The sequence below is a fragment of the Rubrivivax soli genome (assembly GCF_049810355.1).
Classification (GTDB): Bacteria; Pseudomonadota; Gammaproteobacteria; order Burkholderiales; family Burkholderiaceae_C; genus Rubrivivax.
In genome coordinates this window covers 3,570,179-3,586,716 of the sequence record NZ_CP187368.1, presented here as the reverse complement: position 1 = coordinate 3,586,716, position 16,538 = coordinate 3,570,179, and the positions used below count along the sequence as shown (strand labels likewise).

The 16,538-nt window shown below is 74.9% G+C and carries 9 protein-coding genes and 1 tRNA gene; 7 read left to right on the top strand and 3 right to left on the bottom strand.

What is annotated here, in order from left to right; all coding sequences use genetic code 11:
- The first annotated feature begins 13 nt into the window (after nt 1-13).
- Complete coding sequence (locus ACPOLB_RS16335; RefSeq protein ID WP_425257071.1) at nt 14-532, top strand: DUF2946 family protein; 519 nt, start codon at nt 14-16, stop codon at nt 530-532.
- A 115-nt stretch (nt 533-647) separates the two neighbouring features.
- Here ACPOLB_RS16335 and ACPOLB_RS16330 read toward each other — a convergent pair whose 3' ends face one another.
- On the bottom strand, nt 648-1,229 hold the full coding sequence (locus tag ACPOLB_RS16330) for a c-type cytochrome (protein ID WP_425257070.1): 582 nt from the start codon (nt 1,227-1,229) through the stop codon (nt 648-650).
- Nucleotides 1,230-1,408: 179 nt separating this feature from the next.
- Here ACPOLB_RS16330 and ACPOLB_RS16325 point away from each other — a divergent pair.
- The 4 genes from ACPOLB_RS16325 to ACPOLB_RS16310 all read left to right on the top strand — a co-directional run bounded on the left by ACPOLB_RS16325 (nt 1,409) and on the right by ACPOLB_RS16310 (nt 11,551).
- A tRNA-Arg gene (locus ACPOLB_RS16325) sits at nt 1,409-1,483 on the top strand.
- A gap of 188 nt (nt 1,484-1,671) precedes the next feature.
- Nucleotides 1,672-5,013 (top strand): ATP-binding protein, encoded by a 3,342-nt coding sequence (locus ACPOLB_RS16320; protein WP_425257069.1) that lies wholly within the window; start codon nt 1,672-1,674, stop codon nt 5,011-5,013.
- A 27-nt stretch (nt 5,014-5,040) separates the two neighbouring features.
- Nucleotides 5,041-5,934: a septal ring lytic transglycosylase RlpA family protein gene (locus tag ACPOLB_RS16315; protein WP_425257068.1), complete on the top strand. Its 894-nt coding sequence runs from the start codon at nt 5,041-5,043 to the stop codon at nt 5,932-5,934.
- A 106-nt stretch (nt 5,935-6,040) separates the two neighbouring features.
- On the top strand, nt 6,041-11,551 hold the full coding sequence (locus tag ACPOLB_RS16310) for a DUF7379 domain-containing protein (protein ID WP_425257067.1): 5,511 nt from the start codon (nt 6,041-6,043) through the stop codon (nt 11,549-11,551).
- A gap of 27 nt (nt 11,552-11,578) precedes the next feature.
- Here the strand turns inward: ACPOLB_RS16310 and trhA are convergent, their stop codons facing one another.
- Complete coding sequence (gene trhA, locus ACPOLB_RS16305) at nt 11,579-12,235, bottom strand: PAQR family membrane homeostasis protein TrhA (protein WP_425257066.1); 657 nt, start codon at nt 12,233-12,235, stop codon at nt 11,579-11,581.
- Complete coding sequence (locus ACPOLB_RS16300) at nt 12,235-12,981, bottom strand: SDR family oxidoreductase (protein WP_425257065.1); 747 nt, start codon at nt 12,979-12,981, stop codon at nt 12,235-12,237. The genes trhA and ACPOLB_RS16300 overlap by 1 nt, the downstream gene beginning before the upstream one ends.
- An 86-nt stretch (nt 12,982-13,067) precedes the next feature.
- Between ACPOLB_RS16300 and ACPOLB_RS16295 the strand changes: the two genes are divergently transcribed.
- Nucleotides 13,068-14,990, top strand: coding sequence for a PhoX family protein (locus tag ACPOLB_RS16295; protein ID WP_425257063.1), 1,923 nt, complete (start codon nt 13,068-13,070; stop codon nt 14,988-14,990).
- Entirely contained in the window at nt 14,987-16,528 is a 1,542-nt protein-coding gene (locus tag ACPOLB_RS16290) for a diguanylate cyclase (protein ID WP_425257062.1), read from the top strand. Before ACPOLB_RS16295 ends, ACPOLB_RS16290 begins: the two co-directional genes overlap by 4 nt.
- Nucleotides 16,529-16,538: the final 10 nt, after the last annotated feature.

Genomic DNA, 16,538 nt, shown 5'->3' with positions numbered 1-16,538 from the left:
GAAGATCGGCTGCATGGACGACATCGTCAAGGCAGCGCTGCGCAAGTGGCCCAACGTGCCGCACTGCCACGGCTGGCTGGCGCTGGACGCGCGCGGCGACTGGTACATGCGCGACGAGCGCATCCAGCACGCCGGGCCCTTCCCCACGCCCAAGGGCAGCCGCATCCAGCACGAGAAGCTGCAGGCCTTCATCGCGCGCAACTACGGCTGCGACGATGCCGGCGCGTGGTTCTTCCAGAACGGGCCGCAGCGCGTGTACGTGGAACTCGAGGCCGCACCCTGGGTGTGGCGCGTCGGCGCGGGGTTCGAGGTCACCAGCCACACCGGCCTGCCGGCACGGGTACGCAGTGCGTGGATCGACGGCCCGGGGCGGCTGTTCCTGGACACCGATCTGGGCTACGGCATCGTGCACACGCTGGACATGGGCCTGGCCGCCGATGCCGTCGAGCAGGGGCTGTGGACGCCCGAGCCGCTGGACTTCGCGGCCATGCCGCAGCGTTTCGGGTACCGGTTGAAGCCGCAGGCGGCGTGAGCGATCGGGGTGCACCCCCAGTCCTACGCGGCCGCGCCGGCGCCGGATGCAGCGCTGAAAGCGCAGCGGCCGCCCGAAGGCGGCCGCTGGCAGGACACGCGCGAAGAAACGTGACTCAGTTGGCAGCGCTGGCAGCCGATGCCGCCGCGGCGGGTGCCGCCGGCTCGGCCAGCTTGCCGCCGGCCTGGTTGGCCATGTAGACCACGGCGCGGCCGATCTCGAAGTCGCTGTACTCGCCGCCGCCTTGCGCGCCCATGGCGCCCTTGCCCTTCAGCGCGGAATTCAGCAGCGCCTCGTAGCCGGTGCCGATGCGCGGCGCCCAGGCCGCGGCGTCGCCGAACTTCGGTGCGCCGGCAGCGCCCGAGCCGTGGCAGGCACCGCACGCCGCCTGGTAGACCTGCTCGCCGGTGCGCAGCACGGCCGGGGCCGAGGCGTCGCGGATCTCCACCGAGCCGATGGCCTGCAGGCGGCGCGCGGTGGCTTCCTCGCCCATGCCGTCGCTGCCGGCGGCGGGCTTGGTGCCCGACGACACGTAGTTCGCCATCAGGATGATCACGACGATGGGCACCACGAACGATGCCACCACCGCCAGCGCCAGCTGCTTGGGGGTCTTGATCGGGCCTTCGTGCACTTCGTGCGCCTGGTGCGCCTCGTGGCTCTTGTCGTGGCCCTGTTGGCCCTCGGGGGTGTTGCTCATGCAGTCCTCGGTCTCGGCTCGGTGTCGCACCCGGTGGCGCGTTCGGTGTCGAAAGTGGCGGCCGCCAGGGCCGGCAAAACCCGTCGATTATAGGGGTCCGCCCTGGGTGTGCCGGCCCGTGGCTGCACCGCCGCGGACCGCCAAGCCGCTGCGCCGGCTAGAATGCCGGTTTCCCGCGAGCGACCGTGGTGAAGTGGATATCATTGGGCCCTCCGAAGGCTTAGTCGCAAGTTCGATTCTTGCCGGTCGCACCAGCCTGGGTATCCTCCCTGGCACCCACCACCCACGACAAAGCCGCCAAGGGCAACGCACCCGGGCGGCTTTTCCGTTTGTCCTGTCGGGAACACGGCGCGCGGCGCGGAAACCACATCGCCCCGCGGCACACCGCGCCAGAATGCCGCGAGGCTCCCGCGCGCCCGCAGGGGCCGTCCGGAGACGCGTGATGCACGACAGCGAAGTCCAGGCCCTGCAACAGGCCATCGCGGCCCTGCAGGCCCAGCGCGACGTGCTCGATGCTGCCGTGCTGGAGGCGGCCCTGCTGCCCTTGCGCGACAGGCTGGCCCGGCTGCAGGCGCCTGCGGCAGCCGACGACGCCAGCGGCCCCGTGGAGGCGACCCCGCTGCGCAAGCTGCGCCAGGTCACCATCCTCTTCCTGGACATCGTCGGCTCCACGCAACTCATCCAGCACCTCGACCCCGAAGACGCCCAGGCGGTGGTCGACGGCGCACTGGCGGCCTTCAGTGCGCTGGTGCGGCAGCATCGTGGCGAGGTGCTGCGCTACGCGGGCGACAACCTCAAGGCGGCCTTCGGCGCCGCCCGGGCCGCGGACGACGACGCCGAGCGCGCGGTGGCCTGCGGGCTGGCGCTGCTGCGCGAGGCGGAGCGGCTGGGCAGCGCCGTCCTGCAGGCACACGGACTCCCGGGGTTCGGCGCCCGCGTGGGCATCCACACCGGGCCCGTGGTGCGCGGCGGCGGCGTCGAGCAGGGCAGCAGCCTCGGGGGCCTGGCCGTGCACGTCGCCGCGCGCATCGAGCAGGCGGCACGGCCCGGAACGCTGCGCATCAGCCTGGACACCTACCGGCAGGTGCAAGGGCTGGTGGACGTGGACGAGCAGCCGCTGCTGTCGGTCAAGGGCCTGGACCACGCCGTGCGGACCTTCGTCGTGCGGGCGATGCGCGAGCGGTACCTGCGCGGCCTGCACCGCGGCACCGACGGTGCCCACGCGGCGCTGGTGGGACGCGCCGACGAGCTGGCGCAGCTCCAGGCGGCCGCGGCGGCCGTGCTGGCGCCAGGCGGCACGTTGCGCGCGATCACGGTGCTGGGCGACGCGGGCCTGGGCAAGAGCCGCTTGCTGGCCGAGCTGCAGGCCACGCTGCCGGCTGCGCAGCGTGCCGGCAGCCTGTGGCACGCCGGCAGCCAGCCCCAGGGCCGCGACCAGCCGTACGGCCTGCTGCGCGAACTGCTGTTCTGGAAGCTGGGCGTGCGCGACAGCCAGTCCCAGGCGCAGGCGCAGCAGACCTTCGCCGCGGCGCTGCGGCCGGTCTACGCCGAAGCGGCGGAAGAACAGACCGCGCTGCTGGGGCAGCTGATCGGCCTGGACTACAGCGCCAGCCCGTTCGTGGCCGGCATCCTGGCCGACAGCGCCCAGCGGCGCGCCCTCGGCCTGCATGCCTGGGTGCGCTGCATGGCGCTGCACGCCGCGCGGCAGCCGCTGGTGCTGGTGCTGGACGACCTGCACTGGGCCGACGACGCGTCGCTCGACGCGCTGGACCACCTGGCGGCCCTGGGTGCTGCGTTGCCGCTGCTGCTGCTGTGCGCCGCGCGCCCCGCCCTGCTGGAGCGGCGACCGCACTGGGGACAGGGCTGGCCCGCCCACCAGTGCCTGCGGGTGGCGCCCTTGTCCGAAGCGGCCGGCGAGGCCCTGGCCGACGCCCTGCTCGGCCGCTTCGCGCAGCCGCAGCAGGCGCTGCGGACGCTGCTCGCCCGGCAGTCGGTCGGCAACCCGTACTACATGGAGGCGCTGCTGCAGATGCTCGTCGACACCGGTGCCGCGCGCGCCGTGGACGGGCGCTGGGAGCTGCAGCCGGAGTCGCTGCAGGCCCGGAAGGTGCCCGCCACGCTGGTCGGCGTGCTGCAGGCCACGCTGGACGCGCTGGACACGCGGGAACTGCGCAGCCTGCAGCAGGCCAGTGTCGTGGGCGCGCGCTTCTGGGACGAGGCCCTGGGCGCCCTCGACCCGGAGGCGGCCGGACAGCTGCCGGCGCTGGCCCGCCGCGAGCTGACGCTCCTGCAGGCGCAGACCGCGTTCGCGGGCACCCGCGAGTACGCCTTCCGCCACCACCTGCTGCACCAGGTCACGTACGACACGGTGCTCAAGCCGGACCGGCGCGTGGCGCACGCGCGCGCCGCGCGGTGGTTGCAGGGGCGCGGCCGCGGGCGCGAAGGCGAGCTTGCCAGCCAGATCGCGGAACACTTCGAGCGCGCCGGCGACAACGTGCAGGCGGTGCCCTACTGGCTGCGGGCCGCCGAGGACGCGGCGCAGCGCGAGGCCGACGTCGTGGCGCTGCGCCACGCCGACCGCGCCCTGGCGATCGACGACGGCAGCGACCTGCGGCGCCGACTGCGCCTGCACCGGGTCCGCGCCGACGTGCACCGGCGCACGGGCCATGCCGACGCGCATGTGCGGGAGATCGAGACGATGGAATCGCTGATCGACCGCATCGACGACGAAGCCCTGCGCCTGTCGGTCGCCTACGACCGGGTCTGGCGCCTGTCCCTCGAGGCGCGCTTCGCGGAGCTGGTCGACCTGGCCCTGCAGCGCCTGGCCAGCGCACCGGGCGGCGCACCGAAGGACGCGGCCCGGCTCCACGGCCTGACCTACGTGGGCCTGGCGCGCCTGGGCAGGCAGGACGAGGCGATGGCGCACGCAGAGCTGGGCCTGGCGCTGGCCCGCGCCGCCGGCGACCTGGCAGCGGTCGGGCAGATCCACACCTACGTCGGTGTGCTCGCGATGGAATCCGACCGCATCGACACCGCGCTGGCGCACCACCACGCGGCGATGGCCGCCTACGAATCCGCGGCCAGCCGGGCCGGCATGGTGACGGTGCGCATCAACCTGGCCCATGTGCAGGCCACCGTCGGCCGGATGTCCGAGGCGCGCGACCTGCTGGTGCAGGCGATCGCCGAGTGCCGCGACACCGGCAACCGCCGCATGGAGGCGATCGCGCACGCCAACATCGGCGGCCTGTGGGTCGAGGCCGGCGCGTTCGAGACGGCCTATGCGGCATCGCTGGAAGGCCTGCGCCTGGCGGCACTCAGCGGCGAGACACGCACGGCCGCCTGGGCGCACAACAGCGCGCAGTACGCCGCGCACGGCCTGGGCCGCTTCGCGCAGGCCCTGGAGCACGCGCGGCGCGCCGAGGAAGGGTTCCGGGTCCATGCCGTGCACGCTGCCGCCTGGATCAATGCCGCGGCCGCCGCCCGCAACCTGCTGGCACTGGGGCGGGCCGAGGAGGCAGGCGCGGCGGCTGCAGCGCTGCTGGCGGAAGTCGACGCCCGCAGCGGCTGGGACGGCGCCTTCGAGCTGGCCTACCTGCTGCACGAGGTGCTGGCGCCGCTCGGCCATGCGCGGGCGCCCGCGCTGCTGACGCTGGCGTACCAGGCCTTGAACACGCAGGCGGACAGGATGGCGGAGCACGTGCCGCGCGATGCCTTCCTGCGCAGCGTCCCGGTCCACCGCGCCATCTGCGCGCAGTGGGATGCCGCGCAGGCCGGCGCCCCGTGATTCGCCTACAGTGCGTCCCAACGCACGATGAGCACCGCCCACCGCTTCCTGCGCGCCGCCACCTGTGGCGCCATCGCCCTGCTGCTGGCGGCCTGCGCCAGCCGCTCGCCGGCGCCGGCGAGCGGCCGTGACGGACCCGAGGCCAACCCGCCCTCGGGGCTGGACCGCGTGCCCGACGCCGAGCCGCGCGTGGAGGCGCTGCGCAGCGGCGGGCCGAACAAGCCCTACGAGGTGCTGGGCCAGCGCTACACGCCGATGAGCGGCGACCGCGCGCTGCGCGAGCGCGGCCTGGCCTCGTGGTACGGCCGCAAGTTCCACGGCCGGCCCACCGCCAGCGGCGAGATCTACGACATGTACGCGATGACCGCGGCGCACAAGACCATGCCGCTGCCCAGCTACGCGCGCGTGCGCAACCCGGCCAACGGGCGCGAGATCATCGTGCGCGTGAACGACCGCGGGCCGTTTTCGCCCGGCCGCATCATCGACCTCAGCTACACCGCCGCGCTGAAGCTCGGCGTGCTGGGCGGCGTGGCGCCGGTCGAGGTGGAACGCATCACCAACGACGACATCCGCGCCGGCCTCTGGCGCCGCGACCGCCGTGTCGCCGAGCCCGAACGCCTGCCCGCCGCCGACGACGACGCCCTGGGCGACGGCGACGACGACGGCGTGCCCCTGGTGGCCGCCGGCCCCGGCCTGTGGCTGCAGGTGGGGGCCTACCGCCAGCGCGACGGCGCGCTGGCGATGCAGCAGCGCGTGCAGCGCGACGCCGCGGGCGTGGCGCCCGGCGTGGCCGTGCTCGACGACCGCGCGACCTGGCGCGTGCACGTGGGGCCCTTCGCCAGCCGCGGCGAGGCGCAGGCCGCCGCCGAGCGCCTGCGCGGGCTGCTGCTGCTGACGCCGCTGCTGGTGGAACGCCGCTGAGCGGCGCGACCAGGCGAACCCCCCGGCCCCTCCCTAGCTCCGCGCGCCGGGCACCTTGCCGCTGCGGCGGCGGCGGTCCATGCTCGCGGCCCGAGGAGACACCCGCATGGCCGCCAACGACATCGACTTCCTGATCACCGGGCAACTGCAGGGTGGCCAGCGCGACGGCGCCGGCCCGGTGGCCTCGCGCAGCGTGCGCGGCGGCACCGTGAAGGCGGCCGTGCTGCTGTCGGCCCAGCGCGGCGGCGGCGACACCGTGCAGGTCAGCGCCACGCCCGGCGAGGACGTGGTGGTGCTGCACCTGGCCGGCGGGCCCAGCCTGGTGCTGCACCCCGCCACCGCGCGCGACCTGCTGCAGGGGCAGAGCGGCGCGCAGCGCGGCGCCGACGCGGCGGACGGCACCGTCCTGGTCGCGGCGCAGCTGCGCTGGCGCGGGCTGGAGGCGGCGGCCCCCACACGCGGCCTGGGTTTCCTGGGCGACGTGCTGCTGGCCGGCTTCGAGGTCGTCACCGGCCTGTTCCGCGAGGCCGAGGACCACGCTGCCGACTTCGCCGCCGCGGCGGTGGTGGCGCGGGTGGACGGCGGCGTCGAGGCCGGCGTGTATGCGCTGCAGCCCGAGCACCTGCCGGCGCTGAAGGGCAGCGGCTGCCGGCTCGACGCGGTGCCGCCCGCGCCCGCGTCCGCGTCCGGCCAGGCGCCGCTGCTGGTGCTGGTGCACGGCACCTTCGTCGACACCACCAGCACCTTCGGCAAGCTCTGGGCGCTGCACCCGCAGGCGGTGCGCGCACTGTTCGACGCCTATGGCCAGCGTGTCTACGCGCTGGACCACCCGACGCTCGGCGCCAGCCCCTTCGCGAACGCGCTGACGCTGGTGCAGGCCCTGCCCGCGGGGGCGCGGCTGCACCTGGCCACGCACTCGCGCGGCGGCCTGGTGGCCGAGGTGCTGGCGCGCATGGCGCACATCGCCGCCAGCGGCGCCACGCTGGGCGAGGCCGACTTCGCACCGTTTGCCGGCGACGGCCACGCCGCGCAGCGCGCCGAGATGCAGGCGCTGTTCGACGCCGTGCGCAGCCGCGGCATCGCGGTCGACCGCATCGTGCGCGTGGCCTGCCCGGCGCGCGGCACGCTGCTGGCCAGCCAGCGCCTGGACGCGTACCTGTCGGTGCTGCAGTGGGGGCTGCAGCTGGCCGGCGTGCCGGTGCTGCCGCAGCTGCTGGACTTCCTGACCGAAGTCGCACGCCGCCGCGCCGACCCGCGACAGCTGCCCGGCCTGGAGGCCATGCTGCCCGGCAGCGCGCTGGTGCAGTGGCTCAACAGCGCCGACGAGGCCATCGCCGGCGATCTGCGCGTGGTGGCCGGCGACCTCGAAGGCGACAGCATCGGCAGCTGGCTCAAGACGCTGCTGGCCGACGCCTACTACTGGACCGACAACGACATCGTCGTGCAGACGCGCTCGATGTACGGCGGCGCGCCACGCGCGGGCGGCGCGCAGTTCCTGCTGGACCAGGGCGGGCAGGTCACGCACTTCAACTACTTCGCCAACGCGCGCACCGTGCAGGCGGTGGTGCAGGGGCTGACGCTGGCGCAGCCGCCGGGCTTCCGCGCCATCGGGCCGCTGTCGTGGGCCGGCGAAGACAGCGGCGGCCTGCGTGCAGCCACCGAGGCCGGCCCCGACCCGTCGCGGCCGGCGGTCTTCGTGCTGCCGGGCATCCTCGGCAGCCACCTCGCGGCCGGCGGCAAGCGCATCTGGCTCAGCCTGCGCCTGGTGGGCGGGCTGTCGCGGCTGGCCTACAGCGGCGCGCCCGACGGCGTGCTGCCCGACGGCCCGATCGGGCTGATCTACGACGACCTCATCACGCACCTGGCGGCCACGCACGAGGTCGTGCCGTTCGCCTTCGACTGGCGCCGGCCGATCGAGCACGAGGCACAGCGCCTGGCCGACGCGCTCGACGCCGCGCTCGACGCGCGCCAGGGCAGCGACCAGCCGGTGCGCATCGTCGCGCACTCGATGGGCGGCCTGGTCGCGCGCACCGTGCAGCTCGAGCGCCCCGACACCTGGCAGCGCCTGATGGCCCACCCCGAGGCGCGGCTGCTGATGCTGGGCACGCCCAACGGCGGCTCGTGGGCACCGATGCAGGTGCTGTCGGGCGACGACAGCTTCGGCAACGCGCTGGCGTCGTTCGGCGCGCCGCTGCAGGACCACCAGGCGCGCCAGATCATGGCCGCGATGCCGGGCTTCCTGCAGCTGCAGGCCGGCCTGCTCGACCGCGACCGCGGCCTGGACCGCCACGCCACCTGGGCGCAGCTGGCGGCCGACGACCTGCAGCGCGTGCACGCGCACAACTGGTGGCACCGCAACTGGCTGGGCGCCGAGAGCGCCGACCAGCCGCTGGCCGCCTACGCCTGGGGCGTGCCGCCGCAACCGGTGCTCGACCAGGCGCGGCGCCTGCGCGAGCGGCTCGACGCACAGCGCGACGGCGCGCTGGCGCAGTGGGCGCACAAGCTGCTGCTGGTGGTGGGCCACGCCCGCTTCACACCCGACGGCTTCGAGTGGGCCGACGGCGGGCTGGTCTACCTCGACGCGGTGGACGGCGGCGACGGCCGCGTGCCGCTGGCATCCGCCCTGCTGCCGGGCGTGGCGACCTGGACGCTCGACTGCGAACACGGCAGCCTGCCCGACGCCGCCAGCGCCTTTGAGGCCTACGACGACCTGCTGCAGCAAGGCAGCACCGAGCGCCTGCCGCGGTTGGCGCTGCCGGCCGCGGCCACCCGCGGCGGCACTGCCGGCACCGCGGCGGCGCCCGTGCACGTGCGCAGCCGCCCGGCCCGCGGCCGCCCGGCGCTGACGCCCGCAGACAGCCAGCGCGCGGTGTTCGCCGCGCGCCGCGCCGAGGCGGCCGCGTTCGACACCGCCGGCAGCGCCGCGCTGCGGGTCACCGTGCTCAACGGCAACCTCAGCTTCGTGCACCAGCCGCTGCTGGTGGGCCACTACCGGTCGCTGCTGCTCACCGGCACCGAGGCCGCCGTCGACCGGCTGGTCGGCGGCGCCATGCAGGCCAGCCTGTCCGCGGGCCTGTACGCCGAGGCCCCGGGCACGCACCAGATCTTCCTCAACCCCAGCCGCGACGCCGAGTGCCCGTGGCGCGCGCCACGCCCGCTGTCGGTGGTGGTGGTGGGGCTGGGCGACGAAGGCAAGCTGCGCGAGACCGACCTGACGCACACCGTGCGCCAGGGCGTGATCGCGTGGTCGCAGCGGCTGGCCGAAAGCGGCGCCGCGCCGGCGCAGTTCGAGCTGGCCGCCACGCTGATGGGCACCGGGGGCGTCGGCATCCACGCCGGCGCTGCGGCACGCGCCATCGCGGCCGGCGTGCGCGAGGCCAACGCCCGGCTGGTGGCGGGCGGCTGGCCCGCGGTGCGCGAGCTGACGCTGGTGGAGCTGTACCTCGAACGCGCGGCCGACGCCTGGCACGGCCTGCAGGTGCTGGCCACCGCCCACCCCGGCCACTACGCCGTCACGCCCACGGTGCAGACCGGCACCGGCCCGCTGCGGCGCGTGCTCGACAGCGGCTACCGCGGCACCGACCACGACTTCGTCGCCGCCACCAGCCAGGGCGAAGGCGCGATCGCCTTCACGCTGGACAGCAAGCGCGCCCGCACCGAGGTGCGCGCGCAGATGACGCAGGCGCGGCTGGTGCGCGAGCTCGTCAAGCGCGCCAGCAACGCCAGCCAGCAGGACCCGCAGATCGGCCGCACGCTGTTCCAGCTGCTGGTGCCGCTGGAGCTGGAGCCCTTCCTGGGCGGCACCAGCCGCATGCTGCTGGAGCTGGACGACGACACCGCCACCATCCCCTGGGAACTGCTGGACATGCCCGACGACCGCGCCGGCGGCGGCGACCGCCGGCCCTGGTCCATCCGCTGCCAGCTGCTGCGCAAGCTGCGCACCGAGCAGTTCCGCGAACAGGTGCAGGACGCCGGCCGCGAAGACAACGTGCTCGTCGTCGGCGAGCCGCTCACCGCCGACGGCTACGCGCGGCTGCCCGGCGCCGCGGCCGAGGCCCGCGCCGTGGCGCAGGCGCTGCGCAGCGACGGCGGCATCGCGGCGCAGCAGCTGACGGCGCTGCTCGCGCGCGACGACGCCAGCAGCGTGGTCAACGCGCTGTACGCGCGCCGCTACCGCGTGGTGCACATCGCCGGCCACGGCGAGCCGGGCCTGGACGGCGGCCTCGTGCTGTCGGGCGGCACCTTCCTCGGGCCGAAGGAGATCCGCAACATGCGCACCGTGCCCGAGCTGGTGTTCGTGAACTGCTGCCACGGTGCGGCACGCGCCGCAGCAGGGGCGGCCCCGCGCGAGTTCGACCGCAGCGCCTTCGCCGCCAGCGTCGCCGACGCGCTGATCCAGATCGGCGTGCGCTGCGTGGTGGCCGCCGGCTGGGCGGTGGACGACGGCCCGGCGGCGCTGTTCGCCACCACCTTCTACCGCCAGCTGCTGGGCGGCGCGCCCTTCGTCGCGGCAGTGGCCGCCGCGCGCGAGGCCGCTTGGGCGCAAGGCGGCAACACCTGGGCCGCCTACCAGTGTTACGGCGACCCCGACTGGACCTTCGTGAAGGGCGCAGGCGCCCGCACGCGCAGCTCGACGCTGCAGGAAGACTACGCGATGGTGTCGTCGCCGCTGGGCCTGGCGCTGGCGCTGGAGGAACTGGCGGTGAAGTCGCGCTGGCAGGGCGCCCGGCCGCAGGAACAGCTGGAACGCACGCGCTTCCTGGAAGCGCGCTTCGCGGCGCAGTGGGGCGGCATGGGCGCGGTGGCCGAGGCCTTCGCGCTGGCCCATGCGGAGGCCGGCGCGCGCGACGCCGCCATCGCCTGGTACGAACGCGCGCTGCAGGCCAACGACGGCAGTGCCTCGATGAAGGCCGCCGAGCAGCTGGGCTCGCTGCGCGCGCGCCGCGCCTGGGAGATGGCCGAGACGGCCGCTGCCGACAGCCCGGCGCTGGCGGCCGCGCGCGCGGCGCTCGGCGAGGCGCTGCGCACGCTGCAGACCCTGGCCGCGCTGCAGAGCACGCCAGAACGAGAGACGCTGGTCGGCAGCACCTGGAAGCAGCTGGCGCGGCTGGAGCAGCGCGCCGGCGATGCCGGTGCGATGCAGGGCGCGCTGCGCGCCGCGGCCGGCGCCTACGGCCGCGCCGAGGCGCTGGCCGCCGCCCGGGGCGACCCGGGCCTGTTCTACCCGGCGCTCAACCGCATGGCGCTCGAGCTGGTGGCCCACGCCGGTGACCGGCACTGGAAGGGCTACGACGCCGCGGCGCTCGACGCCGCACGCGCCAGCCTGGCGGCGCGCGGCGAGGAAGACGCCGACTTCTGGAGCCTGGCCGGCCGCATCGAGATCGAGGTGCTGGCCGCCGCCGCCCGGCAGCGGCTGGCCGGGCAGCTGGCCGCGGCGCAGGCGGCCTATGCCGACCTGCACAACCGCGTGCCGGCGCGGCATCTGTGGGCAACGGTGGCCGAGCAGGCCGAGTTCGTGCTGGGCGCCTATGCCGCCGCCACGCGAGGCGCCGAGCGCAGCGCGGCGCAGGCGCTGCAGCGGCAGCTGGCGGGGCTGGCGGCGCAGCAGGCGGCCTGACGCGCCGGGGCGGTCAGGCCGGCGCGCTCAGGCCGCGTGCCACAGCGCCGCGAAGAAGTGGCACACGCTGCCCGCCAGCACGAACAGGTGCCACACGCCGTGCGCGTAGCGCACGCGGTTGTCGAGCAGGAACACCAGCGCGCCCACGGTGTAGGCCACGCCGCCGGCGACCAGCCAGGCCAGCCCGGCCGGCGCGATGCGCTCGACCATCGGCACCACGGCCACCAGCGCCACCCAGCCCATCGCGACGTACAAGCCCGTGGACCACAGCGGGTGCTGCAGCCGGTTCAGCACCTTGGCCGTGACGCCGACGGCCGCCACGGTCCAGACCACGGCGAACAGCGACCAGCCCCAGGGCCCGTGCAGCGGCCCCAGCACGAAGGGCGTGTAGCTGCCGGCGATGAAGACGAAGATCGCGGCATGGTCCAGCCGCTGCAGCACCTGCTTGGCGCGGCCGCGCGGCAACGCGTGGTACAGCGCCGAGGCGCCGTACAGCAGCATCGCCGTGAGCGAGAACACGACCGCCCCCGCCAGCGAGCTGTGCACGCCGTGCCGGCCCGAGAACACCACCAGGATCGGCAGCGAAGCCACCGCGAGCAGGAAGCCCAGGCCGTGGCTGATCGTGTTGACGATCTCCTCGCCCAGGGTCTGCGGCCTGTCGACCACGGCAGCGGCACGGGCCATCAGCGCCCCCCGGTGATGTCGAGCACCGCGCCGGTGGTGTAACTGGCGGCATCCGACAGCAGCCAGACGATGCCCGCCGCCACCTCCTCGGCCGTGCCGGTGCGCTGCATCGGCACCGTGGGGGCCAGTTCGCGCGCGCGCTCCGGCTGGCCGCCGCTGGCGTGGATCTCGGTCTCGATCAGCCCGGGCCGCACGGCGTTGACGCGGATGCCCTCGGCCGCCACCTCGCGCGCCAGGCCGGTGGTGAAGGTGTCGATCGCGCCCTTGGACGCCGCGTAGTCCACGTACTGGCCGGGCGACCCCAGCCGCGCCGCGGCCGAGCTCAGGTTGACGATGGTGCCGCCGCGGCCGCCGTGGCGCGTGCTCATGCGCTGCACGGCCTCGCGGGCGCAGACGAAGCTGCCGATCACGTTGACGGCGAACATGCGCTGCAGGCGTGCCACCGACATGCCGTCCACACGCTGCGCGACATCCACGACACCGGCGTTGTTCACCAGCCCCCGCAGCCGGCCCAGCTGCGCGTCGACGGTGGCGAAGAGCCGCAGCACCTGGGCTTCGTCGGCCACGTCGGCCTGCACCGCGATGGCCCGGCGGCCGGCGGCACGCACCTGCGCCGCCACGGCTTCGGCAGCCGCGGCGTCGCGGGTGTAGTTGACGGCGACGTCCCAGCCGTCGCGCGCGGCCAGCAGCGCGCAGGCGGCGCCGATGCCGCGGCTGCCGCCGGTGATGAGGAGGACACGTTCCATGCGACACAGTTTAGGCCCGCGGCCGTGCGCGGGCTTGGGCTAGAGTGTCCGACCGACGACCCGCCGCACCCCAGGAGCCGCCCGGCATGGCCAAGGACTTCTCGACCATGGAAGACAGCAACCGCTCTTCCAACCCCAGCATCCACGACGTGTCCGACCCGGCGCGGCGCACGCTGGTGCTGAGCGGCATGGGCGCGGGGATGGCTGCGTTGCTGGCGCCGCTGGCGGGCTGCGCGGCCACGGGCGACGGCGGCAGCGGGCCGCTGCTCGGCTTCCAGGGCATCGCCACCGACGGCTCGCGCGACGGACTGCGCGTGCCGCCGGGCTACGTCGCCAGCGTCATCGCGCCCTGGGGCGACCCCGTCGGCGTGCCCGGCCGCATGCCCGACTGGCGCCCCGACGCCGGCAACAGCGGCGCCGACCAGGAAGTGCAGATCGGCATGCACCACGACGGCATCCACTACTACCCGCTCGACGGCGCGCAGCGCGGCCTGCTGGCGATGAACCACGAGTACGTCGACGACGGCCTGCTGCACACCGATGGCCTGAAGACCTGGACCGCCGAGAAGGTGCGCAAGGCACAGGCCGCGCACGGCGTGTCGGTGATCGAGGTCGAGCAGCGCCGCGGCACCTGGGCCGTGGTGCGGCCGTCGACCTACGCGCGGCGCTTCACGGCCGCGACGCCGTTCGCCCTCGGCGGCCCGGCGGCCGGCCACGTGCTGATGCGCACCGCCGCCGACCCCGAGGGCCGGCGCGTGCTGGGCACGCTGAACAACTGCGCCAGCGGCCAGACGCCCTGGGGCACCTACCTGTCGGGCGAGGAGAACTGGGCCGGCTACTTCGACGGCGGCGACAACCCCACCGCCGACCAGCGGCGCTGGGGCCTGCGCAAGACCGGCTGGTCGCGCTGGGCCGAGCACGACGAGCGCTTCGACGCGCGCAAGCACCCCAACGAGTTCCACCGCTTCGGCTGGGTCGTCGAGATCGACCCGGCCGACCCGCTGTCCACGCCGGTCAAGCGCACGGCGCTGGGCCGCGCCGCGCACGAAGGCGCCTGGGTCGGCGTCACGAAGGACGGCCGCGCGGTGGTGTATTCGGGCGAGGACGCGCGCTTCGAATACATCTACAAGTTCGTCAGCCGCGACAGGATCGCGCCCGCCGGCGGCGGCAGGACCGCGGCCCAGGCCAACGCCACGCTGCTCGACCACGGTACGCTGTACGTGGCGCGCTTCGAGGCCGACGGCCGTGGCCGCTGGCTGCCGCTGGTGCACGGCCAGGGCCCGCTGACGCCGGCCAACGGCTTCGCCGACCAGGGCGAGGTCGTCATCAAGACGCGGCAGGCCTCGGACCTGCTCGGCGCCACCAAGATGGACCGCCCCGAGTGGCTGGCCATCGACCCGAAGTCGGGCGAGGTCTACTGCACGCTCACCAACAACAGCGCGCGCGGCAACGCCGGCAGCCCCGGCGTGGACGCCGCCAACCCACGCGCCAACAACGTCTTCGGCCAGATCATCCGCTGGAAGGAAGACGCCGACTTCGACGCCACGCGCTTCACCTGGAACCACCTGGTGCTGGCCGGCGACCCCGCCAACGCACGTCCCGACGCACGCGGCAACATCCGCGGCGATCTCTACGCCTGTCCCGACGGCATCGCCTTCGACCGCCGCGGCCTGCTGTGGATCCAGACCGACGCGCATGCCTCGCAGCTCAACAAGGGCGAGTTCGCCAACCTCGGCAACAACCAGATGCTGGCCTGCGACGTGCGCACCGGCGAGACGCGGCGCTTCCTCACCGGCCCCGCGAACTGCGAGATCACCGGCGCCGCCTGGACCCCCGACGGCCGCACGCTGTTCATCAACGTGCAGCACCCGGGCGAGACCCCCAGCGACCGCAGCGATCCGTCCGAGCCGGCGAAGTTCTCGTCCTGGCCCAACCTGCCGCCCGGCGGCCGGCCGCGGTCGGCCACCGTGGTGGTCCAGCGGCGCGACGGCGGCGTCATCGGCACATGAACACCTCAGTCGAGAGCCTGATCGCCAGCGCCGAGGCGGCGCGCGACCGGGGTGCGCTCGCCGAGGGCACGCAGGCCGCGCGCGCGGCCTGGGAGGCCGCCACGGGCGACGACCAGCGCCGCCGTGCCGGGCTGCTGCTGGCGCACTTCCACTACCGCAGCGGCGCGCTCGTGGAGATGGTCGAGCACGGGCTGCGGCTGCTGCCGCTGGCGCGCGCGGGCGGCAGCGAGACCGAGCTGTTCGACCTGCTGCGCATGGTGTCGCTGGGCGGCAGCGACACGGGCCGGCTCGACACCGCATTCGCCTGCGCACAGGAAGCGCACGCGCTGGCGCTGCACATCGGCGACCGCGGCCGCATCGCGCTGGCCGTCAATGCGCTGGCCTGCAGCTTCGAGCGCATGGGCGACCCGTGGCAGTCCGAGCGCCTGATGCTGGAGGCACTGACCATCGCCCGCGCGCAGGGCGAGCGGCACCCGGTCTTCGTGACGCTGAACAACCTGGTGGCCGTGCTGATCGGCATGTACCACCTGCTGCGCGACGCCGTGCCGCTGCACGAGGCGCGCGAGCCGCTGCGCCGCGCGCTGCCCTACGCGCGCGAGACGCTGCGCATCGCCGAGGAGGGCGCCGAGCCGTTCTACCGCATCTTCGCCGCCGGCAACCTGGGCGAGACGCTGCTGCACCTGGGCGACCTCGACGCCGCACGCGGCGTGCTGCAGCACAACGCCGACCTGGCCCGCAAGATCGGCGCCGCCACGCAGGCCTGGCGCATCGACTGCACGCTGGGCGAGCTGGCGCTGTTCGAAGGCCGGGCCGACGATGCCTGGCAGCTGCTGGGTGCCGTGCTCTCGGCCTCGGGCGGCACCGAGGCGCCGGCCACGCGCATGCGGCTGCACCACGCGATGTGGAAGGCAGCCTCGGCGCTGCAGCGCCCGGCCGACGCGCTGCACCACCTGGAGCAGTTCCTGGCGCTGGAGCGCCAGCGCGCCGTGCTGCAGCTGCGCGCGCAGTCGCAGCTGCTGGTGACGCGCAGCGAGATCGAGCGCGCGCAGGCCGAGTCGCGGCGCGACCAGCTCACGCAGCTGGCCAACCGGCGCGAGGTCGAGCGCCGCTGGCCGCTGCTGCTGGAAGGCGCCCGCGCCGCCGGCACGCCGCTGGCGGTGGCGATGCTCGATCTGGACCATTTCAAGCAGATCAACGACCGCTTCGGCCACGCCATCGGCGACGCCGTGCTGGTGGCGCTGGCCGAGCTGCTGCGCGACAACACGCGCAGCGCCGACATGGTGGCGCGCGTGGGCGGCGAGGAGTTCCTGCTGGTGCTGGCCGACGCCAGCGCCGCACGCGCGCTCGACATCTGCGAGCGCCTGCGCCAGCGCGTGGCCGCGCACGACTGGCAGGCCGTGGCGCCGCAGCTGGCGGTGACGCTGAGCGTGGGCCTGACCAGCAGCCCGCCGTTCGATGCCGACACGCTGACCGCACGCGCCGATGCGGCGCTGTACCGCGCCAAGGCCGAGGGCCGCAACCGCGTCGTCGTGGGCTGAGCCCGCGCGT

Excerpts from the sequence above, each read along its gene's own strand:
- ACPOLB_RS16335 (WP_425257071.1), top strand. The coding sequence starts at position 14 with ATGGACGACATCGTCAAGGCAGCGCTGCGCAAGTGGCCCAACGTGCCG.
- ACPOLB_RS16330 (WP_425257070.1), bottom strand. The coding sequence starts at position 1,229 with ATGAGCAACACCCCCGAGGGCCAACAGGGCCACGACAAGAGCCACGAG.
- ACPOLB_RS16320 (WP_425257069.1), top strand. The coding sequence starts at position 1,672 with ATGCACGACAGCGAAGTCCAGGCCCTGCAACAGGCCATCGCGGCCCTG.
- ACPOLB_RS16315 (WP_425257068.1), top strand. The coding sequence starts at position 5,041 with ATGAGCACCGCCCACCGCTTCCTGCGCGCCGCCACCTGTGGCGCCATC.
- ACPOLB_RS16310 (WP_425257067.1), top strand. The coding sequence starts at position 6,041 with ATGGCCGCCAACGACATCGACTTCCTGATCACCGGGCAACTGCAGGGT.
- trhA (WP_425257066.1), bottom strand. The coding sequence starts at position 12,235 with ATGGCCCGTGCCGCTGCCGTGGTCGACAGGCCGCAGACCCTGGGCGAG.
- ACPOLB_RS16300 (WP_425257065.1), bottom strand. The coding sequence starts at position 12,981 with ATGGAACGTGTCCTCCTCATCACCGGCGGCAGCCGCGGCATCGGCGCC.
- ACPOLB_RS16295 (WP_425257063.1), top strand. The coding sequence starts at position 13,068 with ATGGCCAAGGACTTCTCGACCATGGAAGACAGCAACCGCTCTTCCAAC.
- ACPOLB_RS16290 (WP_425257062.1), top strand. The coding sequence starts at position 14,987 with ATGAACACCTCAGTCGAGAGCCTGATCGCCAGCGCCGAGGCGGCGCGC.